Origin of the sequence: Rhizomonospora bruguierae (genome assembly GCF_018397995.1) — a bacterium.
GTDB classification, from domain to species: Bacteria; Actinomycetota; Actinomycetes; order Mycobacteriales; family Micromonosporaceae; genus Rhizomonospora; species Rhizomonospora bruguierae.
Window position 1 is genome coordinate 17,482 of sequence record NZ_BBQH01000040.1, and the last position, 15,548, is coordinate 33,029.

At 72.5% G+C, this 15,548-nt stretch carries 9 protein-coding genes and 1 riboswitch; of the genes, 4 read left to right on the plus strand and 5 right to left on the minus strand.

What is annotated here, in order from left to right; all coding sequences use genetic code 11:
- Positions 1-2 precede the first annotated feature (2 nt).
- From KJS59_RS20725 to KJS59_RS20735, 3 genes are read right to left on the minus strand one after another with little or no spacing between them, the layout of a single operon-like run.
- Positions 3-698 carry a hypothetical protein gene (locus KJS59_RS20725; RefSeq protein WP_213454608.1) on the minus strand — a complete coding sequence of 232 codons (696 nt, stop codon included), beginning with the start codon at positions 696-698 and terminating at the stop codon, positions 3-5.
- Positions 699-700: 2 nt separating this feature from the next.
- Positions 701-2,212, minus strand: a complete 1,512-nt coding sequence (locus KJS59_RS20730; protein WP_213454609.1) for a WXG100-like domain-containing protein — start codon at positions 2,210-2,212, stop codon at positions 701-703.
- Positions 2,209-2,514, minus strand: coding sequence for a type VII secretion target (locus KJS59_RS20735; protein ID WP_213454610.1), 306 nt, complete (start codon positions 2,512-2,514; stop codon positions 2,209-2,211). The genes KJS59_RS20730 and KJS59_RS20735 overlap by 4 nt, the downstream gene beginning before the upstream one ends.
- Positions 2,515-2,670: 156 nt before the next feature.
- Between KJS59_RS20735 and KJS59_RS20740 the strand changes: the two genes are divergently transcribed.
- The 4 genes from KJS59_RS20740 to KJS59_RS20755 all read left to right on the plus strand — a co-directional run bounded on the left by KJS59_RS20740 (position 2,671) and on the right by KJS59_RS20755 (position 11,154).
- Complete coding sequence (locus KJS59_RS20740) at positions 2,671-5,646, plus strand: EAL domain-containing protein (protein ID WP_213454611.1); 2,976 nt, start codon at positions 2,671-2,673, stop codon at positions 5,644-5,646.
- A gap of 212 nt (positions 5,647-5,858) precedes the next feature.
- On the plus strand, positions 5,859-8,201 hold the full coding sequence (locus KJS59_RS20745) for a bifunctional diguanylate cyclase/phosphodiesterase (RefSeq protein ID WP_213454612.1): 2,343 nt from the start codon (positions 5,859-5,861) through the stop codon (positions 8,199-8,201).
- 103 nt (positions 8,202-8,304) lie between these two features.
- Positions 8,305-10,170 (plus strand): molecular chaperone HtpG, encoded by a 1,866-nt coding sequence (gene htpG / locus KJS59_RS20750; protein WP_213454613.1) that lies wholly within the window; start codon positions 8,305-8,307, stop codon positions 10,168-10,170.
- Positions 10,171-10,314: 144 nt separating this feature from the next.
- Positions 10,315-11,154, plus strand: a complete 840-nt coding sequence (locus tag KJS59_RS20755; protein ID WP_213454614.1) for an LppX_LprAFG lipoprotein — start codon at positions 10,315-10,317, stop codon at positions 11,152-11,154.
- A 174-nt stretch (positions 11,155-11,328) separates the two neighbouring features.
- Here KJS59_RS20755 and KJS59_RS20760 read toward each other — a convergent pair whose 3' ends face one another.
- Together KJS59_RS20760 and KJS59_RS20765 are read right to left on the minus strand one after the other, a co-directional pair.
- Positions 11,329-11,817, minus strand: a complete 489-nt coding sequence (locus KJS59_RS20760; protein ID WP_213454615.1) for a hypothetical protein — start codon at positions 11,815-11,817, stop codon at positions 11,329-11,331.
- 163 nt (positions 11,818-11,980) lie between these two features.
- Positions 11,981-14,962, minus strand: coding sequence for a S8 family peptidase (locus KJS59_RS20765; protein WP_249714564.1), 2,982 nt, complete (start codon positions 14,960-14,962; stop codon positions 11,981-11,983).
- A gap of 265 nt (positions 14,963-15,227) precedes the next feature.
- Positions 15,228-15,447: riboswitch (cobalamin riboswitch) on the plus strand.
- Positions 15,448-15,548: the final 101 nt, after the last annotated feature.

Consider the following 15,548-nt stretch of genomic DNA (forward strand, 5'->3'; position numbering starts at 1 on the left):
GCTCACCGGCCGAGCAACTCGGCCACCCGCAGGACCGGCGCCGTGAACCGCGGTATCCGCTCCGGCTCGTCGATCCGGCCCGGGAAGTACGCCAGCAACTCGTTGCCGTACAACTCCCACGCAGGCACCGCGCCGCTCAGGTGCGCCTGGACCAGCGCCGGGCCGACCATCCGCCGGGCGTACGCGGCATCGCTCGCGGTCACCCGGAACTGCCGGTCGAACTGCTCCAGGCCGACCGAACGCTCGTCGCCGAACAGCGCCCGCCCCATCTTCGACAGCCCCCCACGCGGTTGGACCCCGATCGGCTGGTACGGCGGCTGGGGGAACCGGACCGCGACCACCACGAAGGTGTGCGTGGTCGAGGACCTGAACGAGGTGCCGTCCGCGCCGGTGGTGGTGGAGCTCTCGCCGTAGAAGTACGCGCCGACATGGACGTGGTGGCCGCGCGCCCGGCCCGCCACGGCGAACCGCACGCCCCGCCGGTTGTGCCCGGGCAGCCGCGCGGGCCACTCCGTGGCCGGGTTCGGGGTGTACATCCACTCCTGCCCGACCGCCCATTGGCGCACCCGCTCCAGCCGGGCCCGCTCGCGGCGGGACGAGCGCACGGCGAGCACCACGACCAGCGCGACGAGCCCGCCGCAGACGAGCAGGCCGAACAGCCCCAGCAGGCCGGCGAAGCCGGTTCCCAGCGCGCCCACCGCTACCCGCCCGGCGTGACGACGGCCTGCACGTGCGCCGGTCCGAGCGCCCGCATCCGCCCGGCACGGAAGTCGTCCTCCGGCACCCGGACCACCTCGCCACCACTCGGCTCATACACCAGCAGGTCTCCCTCCTCGTGCCCCACCAGCAGCACGTAATGGGTGGGCGCGACATCGCCGAGCAGGATCGGCACCGGCCGCCCCGCGTCGACGGCGGTCACCGCGTCGCGCAGCGCCGGATCGACGCTGCGCGGGTCGCCGTCGTCGACCAGCCGCCACCGGTAGCCGTCGCCGCCCTCGGTCAGCGCGCCGGCCACACCCCACGGCGTGGTGCCCAGCCGCTGCGGCCAGATCAGGTTCGTCCCGTCGTGGATGCGCTGCTCCTCGGCGGCGAGCCGGCGGTCGAAGGCGTCCGCACCGGTCTGCGCGTCGTCGTCCGGCTCGCCGCCCGTGGTCAGGCGCAGCGCGTACAGCGGGTCGGTCATCGCCCGGGCCAGCAGCACCGAGGTCGACCCGCAGGTGTAGGCGTCGTACTGGCGCACCGGCGTGCCCTTGAAGCGGACCGGCCCGACCCGGCCCGGGTCGACGAGGCTGAGGTGGGTGCGCAGCCACTCCCGGCCGCGTCCGGCGATCTGCGCGGCGAACGTCACCACCTCCGCCACGGTGTGCCCCGCGGCGAACGCCTTCAGCAGGTACGCCTCCTCCACCGGGTCCGTGGCGGCGGCCAGCACCCCATCCAATGTGGCCCTGTCGGCCGGCGACAGCGCCGCCCGCAACCGCGCGGCGCGCTCCACCTGCGCCAGCGGCAGGATCGCGTTGTCCCCACCGGAGGTCGGGCCGGTGGCCGCGTTCGCCAGCAGGACCGCCTCCGCGACCGGGCGGCCGGCCCGCCGGGCGGCGTCGGTGCGGGCCCGCCCGCGGGCGTCCGCGAGCCGGCCCTCCAGCCGCTCCGCCGCGGTCAGGCTCTCCCGGTAGACGGCCCGGCAGCCGGTCACCAGGTCGGTGGCCCGGCGCACCAGCCCCGCCAGCCTGGTCGGGTCGACCATCCGCACGGTCACCCCGAGCAGCACCACCCGGGACGCCTCGTGCCAGGCGTCGAACAGCGCCTGGCGCAGGTCCGCGTGGCGGGCGCGCAGCCGCTCGACGGACTCCGCGTACTCCTCCAGCGCCCCGGCGACCAGGGTGAACGCGGCGGGCGCCCGGTCCACCAGGTCGGCCGTGGCGGTGACGACCTGGGCGGCGCGCCCGCCCGCCGGTCCGCTCCACACCGCGGGCAGCCCGCCGGCCTTGGCCACCGCGCGCACCTCGGCCGCGATGGGGGCCAGGTCGCGGGCCGCGTCCCGGTACGCGGCGGCCAGGTCGCGCAGCCGCCCCGGCTCCCCCGGCGGCGGATCGGCCACCGCGTGGATCGCGTTCTCCAGCCGGTACACCACGCTGGCCGGGTTCAGCGCGGCCAGCGTCTCGTCCAGCCGGTGCAGCACCTGGCTGATCTGGACCCGCTCGGCGGCGGTCACGGGCCGGCCGCCGCGATGCGCCGCGCCGCCTCGTCGTCGGCGGCCCGGTAACCGGCGGCCGCCTCGGTCAGCCCGGCGGCCAACTCCTCCAGCACCCGCACGTACCCGCCCAGCTCCCCGAACCAGGCGTCGGCCAACTCCGCGTACCGCTGCGTGGATTCCCGGTAGCCGAGGGCGCCGCCCGGCTCGTCGGCGACCGGCGCCCAGCGCCGGCGCACCCCGGCCAGCCGCTCGGCCAGCCCGGCCACCTCACCACCCCGGGATCGCAGCGCGGCCGGGCTCACCACAACACTGTCGACCATGCGCGTTCCTCCCCGCTGGACACTGTAGGCAGTCGGCGCACGATGCGTGGTCCCCGCTGTACCGTGATGGGCCATACGGAGCCTTGCCGGTGCATACCCTTGGATCCGATCCGATGCCGCCGCGGTCCGCCGGTCAGCGAAGGAGGCGTGGAGCTCGTGCCGAGCAAGCGCGCGCTGGGCGTCCTGTCGCCCTTCCTCGGTGGCTGGTATTACGGCGGCGTCCTCGCCGGCATCGCCGAGGCGGCGCACCGGGCCGGCTCGACCGTCCTCGCGATACAGACGCTCGACGCCGGCACCGACCAGATCGAGGTCGACATCGCGCCGGAGGTCCGGCACCCGCTGGCGTGGGAGCACATCGCCGGCTTCGTGGTGGTCACGAACGCGGCCGGCCCGGAGTACCTGGCCGCCGTACGGGAGTCGGGCCGCCCGGTGGTGCTGGTCGGGCACGAGTACCCGGGCGTGGGCCTGCCGGCGGTCCGCGCGGACAACGGGACCGGCATTCGCGACGCGGTCGCCCACCTGATCGAGCACGGTCACCGGCAGATCGCGTTCGCCGGGTACCTGCGCACGGCGGACGTGCGCGAGCGGCACACCGCGTACCGGGAGGCGCTGGCCGCGTACGGGATCGAGCCGCGGCCGGCGCTGACCTACGAGGTCGACAACAACCAGGTCAGCGGCGGCGACGCGGCGGCGCGGATGATGCTCGCGGCCGGCCTGCCGTCCACCGCCGTCATCGCCGGCACGGACCTCAACGCGATGGGGCTCATGCGCACGCTCGTCGCCGCCGGCCGGGTACTGCCCCGCGACCAGGCGGTCGTGGGCTTCGACGACCTGCGCGCGGCCTCGTTCGCGATGCCCCGGCTGACCAGCGTCCGGCAACCCGTGGACCGGTTGGGCGCCGCCGCCGTGGCGACCCTCACCCGCCTGCTGGCCGGCGACCCACCCGACCCCGGCCGGATCGAGGTGCCCACCGCGCTGGTGGTCCGGGAGTCCTGCGGCTGCCCGATGCCGGACGGCGAGGCACGGGCGGTGCTCGCCGCGGCGCCGGTGAATCCGCGCCACCCCGCGACGCCGCACCGCCCGACGACGCCGCGGGAGCCGGGTGGCGGGGGCACGACCCTCCCGCCCGCCGCCGAGGTGGTCCGCACCGAGTTGGAGCTGCTGTTCCAGCACAACGGCCGCCCGGAGAGCCTGGTCGAGATGGCGCACCTGGTCCACCAGGCGGGGCGCGAGGCGACGCTGGTGCCCGGCCGCGACGCGGACTCGGTGCAGCAGATCGGCGACAGCATCCAGTCGGCCATCCTCACCCTGATGCAGACCCAGGGCCGCGCCCAGCACGAGGACGCGATGTACCTGCAGGCCACGCTCAGCACCCAGTTCGAGGTCAGCATGGACCTGCTGCGCAGCCACGAGCAGGACCCGCAGCGCCTCAGCTGGCTGGCCCGCACGTCCGCCTGGGCCGGCTGTCTCGGCCTGTGGGCGGACGGCCGCGCCGGCGCCGACCCGAAGGCCGCGCTCAACCCGGTCGGCCTCTACCTGCGGGAGCGCCCCGGCGCCGCGACCGAGCCCAGCGCCCGGATCCCGGTCGCCAAGTTCCCGCCGCGCGACCTGGTCGACGCCGCCGGCAGCCGCCCCGGTCGGGTGGTCTTCGTGGTACCCGTGAAGGTCAACACCAGCGACTGGGGGCTGCTCGCCGTGGTCGACTCGGTGGACACCCGGGTCGCCAACGGGCGGGAGACCATCAACCAGTGGGCGGCCCTGGTGGCCGTGGCGCTGGACCACCAGGGCGTGCTCGGCGCGCTGCGCATGCAGGAGGAGCGGCTGCGGATGGCCGCCCTCTACGACCACCTCACCGGCCTGCCGAACCGGGCGATGTTCCTGGACCGGCTCCGCCAGGCCATCGCCCGCGCCAAGCGCCGGCCGGACCGCCACTTCGGCGTGCTGTTCCTGGACCTCGACGGCTTCAAGGTGGTCAACGACAGCCTGGGCCACTCGGCCGGCGACCGCCTGCTCATCCAGGTCGCCGAGCGGATCAAGAGCGGGCTGCGCGAGTCGGACGTGGCCGCCCGCTTCGGCGGCGACGAGTTTCTGCTGCTCCTCGACGGCGTGGAGGATCTCGGCCGGCCGAACGAGGTCGCGGCCCGCCTGCACGCCGCGCTCGCCGAGCCGTTCCACCTCGAGGGGCAGGACGTGGTGGTCACGGCCAGCATCGGCATCGCGTTGAGCAGCGCCCGTTACTCGGAGGCCGAGGATCTGCTGCGCGACGCCGACATCGCGATGTACGAGGCCAAGTCGCAGCGCAAGGGCTCGCACGCGATCTTCGACGTGGCCATGCACACCCGCGCGGTGAACCGCCTCCAGTTGGAGACCGAACTGCGCCAGGCGGTCGAGCGCGGCGAGTTCGAGGCGCACTTCCAGCCCATCGTCAGCCTGCGCACCGGTCGCACGATGGCGTTCGAGGCGCTGATCCGCTGGCGGCACCCCACCCGCGACCTGGTCGGCCCGGACGATTTCCTCCCGGTGGCCGAGGAGACCGGCCTCATCCTGCCGATCAGCCGGTGGATCCTCACCGAGTCCTGCCGCCGGATCGCCGCCTGGCAGGCCAGCGGGGGCCGACCCGACCTGCGGGTCAGCGTCAACGTCTCGAATCGCCAGTTCTGGCACGGCACGCTGCTGGACGACATCCGGGAGGCGCTGGAGCGCACCGGCCTCGACCCCGGCTGCCTCGCGCTGGAGATCACCGAGGGCGTCATCATGGACAACGTGGACCAGGCCCGCAAGCTGCTGGAGGATCTGCACGCGCTCGGCTGCCAGGTGCACATCGACGACTTCGGTACCGGCTACTCGTCCCTGGAGGCGCTGCACCGCCTGCCGATCGACGCCCTCAAGGTGGACCGCTCCTTCGTCTCCCGCCTCGGCCTGGACACGCGCAGCGGGGAACTGGTCCGCACGATCGTCCTCATGGGACGCAACCTCGGCATCGACCTGATCGCCGAGGGCATCGAGACGAGCGATCACCGCGACCGGCTGCTGCAGTTGGGCTGCCCGCTGGGCCAGGGGTACGCCTTTTCCCGACCGGTACCGGCCACCCAGGCCGAACGGCTGCTTTCCCGCCTCTCCTTCCGGGTCTGACCGCCGCGGGTGTCCGACTTTCCGGGCTGATCGGCCTCGGAGCGTCGAACCCGGGCAGGGATCACGATCAATTCGACCGCGTTCGGGAAAAGCCTCAAATTTGATGCCCGGTATGCCGGTCTGATGGCCCCGCACGCATTCCTCATCCGCCGTACACTCCGTTTCCCTACAGTTCCGCGGCGATGAGCCGGACCGGCGCGAGAGGGGTCGCGATGACGACCATGCCCGCCACCGAGGCGCTGGACCGGGACGCCGCCGTGCTCGGTTCCGGGCCGTACCGCGCCGTCCGGGTCGCGGCCGCCTCGATCGCCGTGGCGTACCTGGTCAGCACGCTGATCCCGCTCGCCCACCGGCCACCGCTGCTGGACACGGTCGGGTACAGCGGCCTCCTGATCTGCGCGACCCTGCTCGCGCTGCTGCGCCCGGCGCTCGTGCGCACCGCCCGGGCGACGTGGACCTGCGTCGGGCTGGGCATCGCCTGCTGGGCGGTCGGCGACGTGTACTGGACGGCCACGTTCGCCAACCGGCCGGCCGGCGACATCCCGGTGCCGTCCGTGGCCGACGCCTGCTACGTCGGGCTGTATCCGCTGGCGTACGCCGGCTTCATCCTGCTCGCCCGGGGCGCCGCCCGGCGGCTGCCCGCGGCGGTCTGGCTGGACGCGCTGGTCAGCTCGCTGGCCGCGGGCGCGGTGTTCAGCGGCATCGCGATGGGGCAGGTCCTGCACACCGACGACGGTGCCGACCTGGCCGGCCAGATCACCAACCTGCTGTACCCGGTCGGCGACCTCGTGCTGCTGGCGGTGGCGGTCGCCGCGCTGACCATGGTGCGCTGGCGCCCCGACCCGGTCTGGTGGCTGCTCGGGCTGGGCGCCGCGCTGTTCGCCGTCGCCGACACCGCGTACCTGATCGCCCTCGACCACCAGACCTACGAGGACGGCGGCTGGATCGACGGGCTGTGGATTCTCGGCCTGACGCTGATGGCCTACGCCGCCTCGCTGCCGCGCCGGCGGGTCACCACCGAGGTGCGCGGCTTCGCGGCGCTGCTGGTGCCGATCCTGTTCTCGCTGGCGGCGCTCGGTGTGCTGGTGGTGGGCACGTTCGTCCGGCTGCACCCGGTCGCGGTGCTGCTGGCCGCGGCCTGCCTGATCGCCGCCGGGGTGCGCACGGCGCTCACCTTCGAGCAGACCCGCGAGCTGGCCCGCACCCGGGTCGCCGCGCACACGGACCTGCAGAGCGGGCTGGGAAACCGCCGCGCCCTGGACGCCGAGCTGCCCACGCTGCTGCACCGGCTGCGGCCCGGCTCGCAGCTGTACCTGACCATCCTCGGCATCGACCACATGTCGGAGATCAACGGCACCCTCGGCTACCCGGTCGGCGACCTGGTCCTGAACGCGGTCGGCGAGCGGCTGCGCCGGGAGATCCCGGCGGACGCGGTCTGTGCCCGGCTCGGCGGCGTGGAACTGGCGGTCCTGCGCACGGTGCGGCCCGGAACCGACCCGGCCGAGGTGCTGGCCCAGACCCGCGCGCTCGTGGGGGTCCTCGCCGAGCCGGTGGAGGCGGGTGACCTGCCGGTGCACATCGAGGTGAGCGCCGGCATCGCGGCGGCGCCGGCACACGCCGCCACCCCGGAGGCGCTGATCCGGTGCGCGGCCGACGCGCTGCGCACCGCGCGGGAGCACGGCACGGGCATCGAGGCGTACGACCCGGCGCTGGATGCCGGCAGCCGGTTCGGCCCGCAACTGTTCCCGGACCTGTTGCGCGCCTTCGCCGAGGAGCAGTTCGTCACGTACTACCAGCCCAAGGTGGACGTGGCCACCGGGCGGCCGGTGGCGCTGGAGGCGGTGCTGCGCTGGCACCACCCGCACCGGGGCCTGATCGAGGCCGAGGACGTGCAGCCGCTGGCCGCCCGGGTCGGGCTGCGCCGGCGGCTCACCCGCGCGCTGCTCGAGTCGAGCGTGCAGGCCTGCGCCGGCTGGCTGGCCCGCGGCGTCGAACTGGGGGTCGCCGCCGACATCGACGTGCCGGACATCCTGGACAGCCAGCTCCCGTACGACCTGGCCAAGATGATCAACCGGGCCGGCATCCCGCCCGGCGCGGTCACCCTGGAGGTCGCCGAGGACGTGCTGCTCGTCGACCCCCGGCGGACCTCGAGCGCGCTCGGCCAGTTCCGCCACTTCGGGCTGCGGCTGGCGCTGGACCACTACGGACGGTCCGCGCCGTCCCTCACCCGGCTGCGCACCCTGCCGGTCGACGAGATCAAGCTGGACGCCTCGTTCGTCGCGCCGGTCCCCCGCAGCACCCAGGACGCGGCGGTGGTCCGCTCCACGATCGAGTTGGCCCGCTCGCTGAATATCGCCACGGTCGCGGAGGGGGTCGCCGCGCAGGACGTGCTCGCGGCGCTCACCACGTACGGGTGCAGCGGGGTGCAGGGGCCGCTGCCGGGCGAGCCGATGGACCCGGAGCAGCTCGACGCCTGGCTCGCCACGCAGCCGGTCCGGTCCCCTCGACGGGTCACGGCGCCGGCGCCCCGGCGGGGAGCCGTCAGGGGCCGGTAGTGGCCGGCGCGGCCACGTACCCGGGAGTGCCGGTGCCGCGGCCGGCACCGGCCGGTTGTTTCGTATTCTCGGTGGCGACAGAAGTGCATCGGGAGGTAACCAGGTGAGCAACGGGGTTGAAACGCTGGAGTTCCAGGCCGAGGCGCGCCAGCTGCTCCAGTTGATGGTCCACTCCATCTACTCGAACAAGGACATCTTCCTCCGGGAACTGATCTCCAATGCCTCGGACGCGCTGGACAAGCTGCGCATCTCCTCACTCGTCGACAAGGAACTCGTCGCGGACACGTCGGACCTGCACGTCGAGTTGGAGGTCGACAAGGAACGGCGCACGCTGACCGTGCGGGACAACGGCATCGGCATGTCCCGGGAGGAGGTGGTGCAACTGATCGGCACCATCGCCAAGTCGGGTACCGGGGAACTGCTGCGCAAACTGCGGGAGTCGCAGGACGCGGCCGCGTCGCGGGAACTGATCGGGCAGTTCGGCGTCGGCTTCTACTCGACGTTCATGGTCGCCGACACGGTGACCCTGGTGACCCGGCGTGCCGGGCAGAGCGAGGGCACCCGGTGGGAGTCCACCGGGGAGGGCACCTACACCGTCGAGGCCGTCGAGGACGCGCCCCAGGGCACCACGGTCACCCTGCACCTCAAGCCGGAGGACAGCGAGGACAACCTCCACGACTACACCACCGAGTGGAAGATCCGCGAGATCGTCAAGCGGTACTCGGACTTCATCGCCTGGCCGATCCGCATGGCCGCCGAGGGTGCCGACGAGCCGCGGACGCTCAACTCGATGAAGGCCCTCTGGGCCCGCCCGCGCAGCGAGGTCGCGGACGAGGAGTACCACGAGTTCTACAAGCACGTCAGCCACGACTGGGCCGACCCGCTGGACATCGTCCACATGCGCGGTGAGGGCGTCTTCGAGTACGAGGCGCTGCTGTTCATCCCCTCCCACGCGCCGTTCGACCTGTTCATGCAGGAGGCCAGGCGCGGCGTCCAGTTGTACGTCAAGCGCGTCTTCATCATGGACGACTGCGCGGCGCTGATCCCCCATTACCTGCGCTTCGTCAAGGGCGTGGTGGACGCGCACGACCTGTCGCTGAACATCTCCCGGGAAATCCTCCAGCAGGACCGGCAGATCCAGGTGGTGCGGCGGCGCCTGGTGAAGAAGGTGCTCGCCACCGTCAGGGACATGATGGCCAACCACGCCGACCGGTACGAGACGTTCTGGCGGGAGTTCGGGCGGGCCGTCAAGGAGGGCCTGATCGAGGACGAGGAGAACCGCGAGGCGATCCTCGACGTCGTCTCGCTCGCCTCCACGCACGACGCGGAATCGCTGACCACGCTGCGCGGGTACGTGGAGAGAATGCCCGAGGGCCAGAGCGCCGTCTACTACATGACCGGCGAATCCCGTTCGATGATCGAGAACTCGCCGCACATGGAGGCGTTCCGCGCCAAGGGGTACGAGGTGCTGGTCCTCACCGACCCGGTGGACGAGATCTGGGTGGACCGGGTCGGCGAGTTCGACGGCAAGCCGCTCCAGTCGATCGCCAAGGGTCAGGTGGACCTCGGCGCGGCGCAGGAGGAGCGACCCGAGGGCTTCGACGCCCTGCTCGCCTGGCTGGGCGAGCGGCTCGGCGACGAGGTCAGGGAGGTCCGCCTCTCCACCCGCCTCACCACCTCCCCGGCGTGCATCGTCGGCGACGAGCACGACATCACCCCCACCCTGGAGAAGCTGTACCGGGCGATGGGGCAGGAGGTGCCGCCGGTGAAGCGGATCCTCGAACTGAACCCGACCCACCCGTTGGTGACGGGCCTGCGCACGGCTCAGGAGCAGGGCGGCGCCGACGAGGTACTCGGCGAGACGGCGGAGTTGCTGTACGGCATGGCGCTGCTGGCCGAGGGTGGCGACCTGAAGGATCCGGCCCGCTTTTCCCGTCTCCTCGCCGACCGCCTCGCCCGCACCCTCTGATCCGCGGCGGGTGCCGGCCCCGGCCGGCACCCGCGACGGGCGGCGGGAACCGATCACGCGAAACGATCGAAACGCGGCTGACCGGACTTGCCGGCATGCGTTACCTTGCCTGCTCGACACGACCGTCTACACCGGAGGATACCCGTGCGGGGGACAATCAAGATCAGCACAGTGGCCGTCTCGGCGCTGGCACTGGCGTTGAGCGCCGGCTGCGGGACCGCCCCGAACGCACCGTCCGCGGGCGGCGATACCAAGCCGGCGGACGTGCTCGCGCTCCTGGCCAGCGACGTGACCGGCTCGGTGCACAAGGTCGCCGAGGTCACCAAGAACACCAGGTCCATGCGGTTGACCATGGAGGCCAGGTTCGACGGCGTGGCCACCAAGGCCGAGGGCGTCATCGCCTACGGCGACCCGATGAAGGCCGAGCTGACCATGGACATGCCGGACGGGAAGATGACCGTCCGCCTGATCGGCGCGGTGGAGTACATACAGATCCCGGCCACCGATCGCGGCGGGCTCGACGGCAAGAAGTGGATGAAGCTCGACCTCACCGAGCTGGCCAAGCAGGCCGGCGGGGGCGACGCCATCAGGCAGTTCCAGGACATGGACCCGGGTAAGCAGGTGCGGTTGCTGCTGGCCGGCGGCACGCTCAAGGCGGTCGGCGAGGAGCAGGTCGAGGGCGCCCGCACCATGCACTACACCGGCACCGCGCCGATCGACACGTACCTGAAGCAGCTCGACGTCAAGGTGCAGCCGGAGGTCAAGAAGCAGCTCGGCGCGATGGGCGCGGCCGAGATGACCGTCGACCTGTGGGTGGACGAGAACTACCAGCCGCGCCGGGTCCGCTCGGTCGCGGGCCGGACCGAGAGCACCGTCACGTACAGCGACTTCGGTACGCCGGTGTCGGTGACCGCGCCGCCCGCCGCGGAGACGGCCGACTTCTCGGACATGCTGAAGGGCCTGAAGCTGCCGACCGGCAAGTGACGCGTGGCGGGGCACCCTCCGGGCTGGCAGGCCCGGAGGGTGCTTCCGGATGGAACGTCAGCGCATGCCGCGCCACACCCGGGCGCGGCGCGACGTAACGCCGCCCACAGACGCTTATCCATAGGAGTGTGATCAACCGGTACCGCGGCCCGCCGACGGCAGGGCGCTACCGGGTCAGGCGGTGGGCGGGGCGAGGTACGTGACGGCCCGGCCGCAGTAGCTGGGCGGCAAGGTGATGAGCGGGCTGCGGCAGACCTGCACCACGACGCGGTCGATGCGGGCGACCGCGGAGTTGGTGCCGAGGGTGAATCCGAAAGTGACGATGGCGTTGTTGGCGGAGTAGCTCTGCTGGTCGACGGCGACGTTGCCGGCGTAGGCGGTGAAGGTGGCCGTGCTGTAGTAGCCGTCGTCGCGGCAGGAGATGCCCGGGTCCGCGAGCAGCGGCCGGTCGGTGACCTGACCCTTGAGGTCGACACCGGCCCCCGGCAGGGGGGAGATGGCGCCGTAGCGCCAGACGAGTGTGCCGCTGGTGGCGCCGTAGTGGCAGGCGTCGCCGGAGTCGGCGGCGAAGTTGTCGATGACGGTGGCCGCGTGGGCGGCGGTCGGCAGGGCGAGCATGGCCAGCGCGGCGACTAGCGCGGCCAGCAGGCGGATGGGTCGCATGGCGTACTCCCTTTCGGGGGGCCGGTCGTGAGCCCGAATCGATGGATGAACATCGATTATCATCCACATTCGTCTGCGTCAATGAACTCGACCGGTCCCGGGAGACGGATCCGGCCGGCAGCCACCGCTTTCGGGGCTGCCGGCCGGGGATGTGCGCGGATCGTCAGGCGTTCAGGTTGACGATCGTCCGGGCGATCTCGCTGGTCCCGTCGTTCAGGACGACCAGACCGAGGTAGCGGGTACCGGCGGTGAGGCCGGTCCAGCCGAGGGTCAGCGACGCCTCGGCGCCCGTCGTCACCGCCTGGCTGGCCGGTGTCACCGTCAGGTTGCCGGTCGCGTCACCGACCGCCCAGTCGTAGTGCTTCACCGTCGCCTGGGTCTGACCCGGCGGCAGCGCGTACTGCACCACGTACACCTCGTAGGTGCCGGCCGCCGTCAGCGTGACCGACTCCTCGGCGGTGCCGCTGCCGCTCAGCGCCACCAGCTGGCCCGACCTGTACACGTACAGGTCGAGGTCCGTCCCGGCCCCGTAGTCGGCGTCGAAGGTGGCGAACCGGGCCACCTTCGTACCGGCCGGCACGGTCACCGTGACCTTGCCGACCGCCGGGCCGGCGGCCGGCGCGGCCGAGCTGAACGTGGTGTTCGTCCCGACCAGGTTCATCGCCGTGACGTTCGCCGGAACCGCGCCACCGACGTTCGCGGTCAGGGTGCCGGTGTAGCCGGCGCGGACCTTGACCTCGGCGGTCCCGCTGGCACCGGCGGCGCTGATCTCGCTCGGCCCGGCGATCGCCGTGGCGCGGACCGCGATCGGGCTGCGCACCTCGGAGACGCCGCTCTCGTTCGGTACCCAGGTGAGCGAGCCGAACGAGAACCGGCCGAGAGCAGCCGTGGTGCGGGTGACGGTCACCGTGAAGGTGGCCTTCTGCCCCTTCTTGATGTGCAGCTCCGACGGCGAGACGGACACCGAGAAGCCGGCCGGGGCCGACACCTTCGCCCGGTACTTGCCGGCGCCGTTGCCGACGTTGGTCACCGTACGGGTGATCGTCTGGGTGCCGGACAGGGCGCCGATGCTGATCGACGGGTAGTTCAGGTCACTGACGTCGATCTTTCCGTACAGGGTGCAGGCCGGCCCGATGACCTGCCCGGTGCCGCAGAGGAACCGCACCCAGTCGGCGTAGCCGCTGTCGTACACCAGGCCCGGGGTGAACGAGGCGGCGGACCGCACGTGCCCGGCGCCGAAGTCCAGCGGGGTGGCGTCGGTGCCCGCGCGCTGGATCGGCCGGCCGGCGTTGTCCACCTGCCCGGCCGTGGTCATCAGGGCCGACTTGACCCAGATCGGGGACCACGTCGGGTTCTTGCCGACCAGCAGCGCGGCCAGCCCGGCGATGTGCGGGCTGGACATCGAGGTGCCGGAGTAGGCGTCCCAGTTGTTGCCGCTGTTGCCCGGCGGGGCGACCGCCGCGATGACATCGGCACCGGGCGCGGTGATGTCCGGCTTGAGCAGGTTGCCGTCGCCGGCCAGGGCCGGACCGGCGGACGAGAAGGCGGCCATCTCCGGCGCCTGGGCGGTGCCGGAGACGCTGGCGGACAGGGCCGCGGTCGCGCCGGCGGTGGCCGCGTAAGCCTTGATCGCCAGGCCGGCGGCCTGGTCCACGTGGACCGACGGGACGAAGTGGAAGTCCGCGTTGAGCGAGTTGTCGGGATCGTTGTACTGGATCATCCCGGCGCCGCCGGCCTGCCGGACCGCCTGGCTCTTCTCCACCCGCGCGTTGACGCCCCGCTTACACAGGACGATCTTGCCGGTCACCTTCGCCGGGTCGAGCGAGTCGAGCAGGCACAGCTCGGCGTCGCCGGTCGGCACGCCCGCCTTGCCCGCGGTCATCGCATCGACCAGCCCGGTGGAGGCCACCGCGCCGCCGACACCGACACCGCTGTAGGTGGACCCGTTGCCCAGGGTCACCGTCTTGGTGAACGAGCGGTCGTGCGTGCTCGCGGCGACCGTCATGACCCACGGCGAGTTGTGCGCGACGGTGCTCGCCGCGGGGCCGTTGTTGCCGGCCGACGCGGCGACGAAGACGCCGGCGTCGGCGGCGCCCAGGAACGCCAGCTCGACCGGGTCGACGAACGAGGTCGTCGAGCCCGAGATGGAGTAGTTGATGACGTCCACGCCGTCGGCGACGGCGTCGTTGATCGCGGCGACCAGGTCGACCGTGGCGCCGCTGCCGTTGCCGTCGGACTGCTGCCACAGGGCCTTGTAGACGGCGATCCGGGCGGCCGGCGCCATGCCGGACACGTTGCCCACCGGCAGGCCGTTGATCGTGGCGGGGACGCCGAAGTCACCGGCCGCCGTCGACGCGGTGTGCGACCCGTGGCCGTTGTAGTCCCGCGGGGACTTGAACTCCCCGGCGAACCGGTCGCCGACCCCGCTGGCGTTGTAGTAGCGGGCGCCGATCACCTTGTTGTTGCAGGTGATCGTGTCGCTGACCCCCTGGTCGCAGGTGCCCTTCCACTTGCCGGCGATGGTCTTCGCGTCCGGGCGCGGCTCGGGCAGCGCGGCGAAGCTGGGGTTCTCGGGCCAGAAGCCGGTGTCGATGACGCCGATGATGACGCCCTCGCCCGCGTGCTTGTCGCCCTTGAACTGCTTGTCCCAGACCCCCTTCTTGCCGTCGAGGCCGAGCATCCGCGGCGTGGAGATGGTGTCCGCCTGGCGGATCTCGTTCTTCCACACGTTGACCACGCCGGCGGTGTGCCGCAGGGCGTTGGCCTGCGCCGCGGTCAGGCTGGCCGCGAAGCCGTTGAAGGTCACGTCGTACTCGCGGACCTGCTGGTTCGCGCCGACGCCGCCCTTGCGCAGGATGTCCTTCTTCTTCGCGGCGAGGTGGCCGCGGTAGGCCCGCGCCGCGGCGGAGCCGAGATTCAGCTTCGCGCCCACGGCCGGCTTGGTGGCCGGCAGCCCGGCCTCGCCGCCGCCGTACGAGGCGACCGGCGCGTCCGCAACCTGGACCAGGTAGAGATCGGTGCTGGAATCGGGGACGGCCTGCGCCGGGCCCGAGTAGGTGACGGTGCCGACCGCCAGGGCGGTCAGCGCGGTGAGAGCGAACAGTTTCCGGCCTGAGCGTTGCCCAGGGCTTCTTCGTACCGACACGAGCGGTGGCCCTCCAGTGCCTTGTGCCGTCGCCCGGACAGCCAGCGACGGGTGCGGTGCCCCATCGACGACGATGCGTACTGCCCGGCCGCCACGGATCGATCGGACCCGCGGTGGCGGTGAGCGTACGGGGTGCGGACAGGGCCACGGAAGAGTGCGCCGCCATTCGGGTGCGACGCACCGCGGCGATGGCCGGCCGTCGATCGCGCGAACGCGACACGCCGACACATCATCTTGTGTTGTGCTTTCGGTCGGTGGGCCATATATGGTGTTGCTCGCAGCTGGTTCGGCCGCCGACACACGGCGGGCGAGGCAAGAGGGAACCCGGTGGAAGTCCGGGACTGCCCCGCAGCGGTGAACGGGAACGACCGCCGTCACACAGCACTGGGCGAGAGCCTGGGAAGCGACGGCCAGTAGGCGCGGACACGACGTCCGTGTGCACGACGCCCGCGAGTCCGAAGACCTGCCAGCGCGCCACACGCACCGCGTGTGGCGGTCGGAGGCCGCGCGGGACGGCCGACGCCATCGGCCGGACCGGTGCGGCCTGACGCCGTACGGATCCGGTGGCGTCCCCTGCGCGCTCGTC

Coding starts and splice junctions, on each gene's coding strand:
- KJS59_RS20760 (WP_213454615.1), bottom strand. CDS start 11,817: ATGCGACCCATCCGCCTGCTGGCCGCGCTAGTCGCCGCGCTGGCCATG.
- KJS59_RS20745 (WP_213454612.1), top strand. CDS start 5,859: ATGACGACCATGCCCGCCACCGAGGCGCTGGACCGGGACGCCGCCGTG.
- KJS59_RS20735 (WP_213454610.1), bottom strand. CDS start 2,514: ATGGTCGACAGTGTTGTGGTGAGCCCGGCCGCGCTGCGATCCCGGGGT.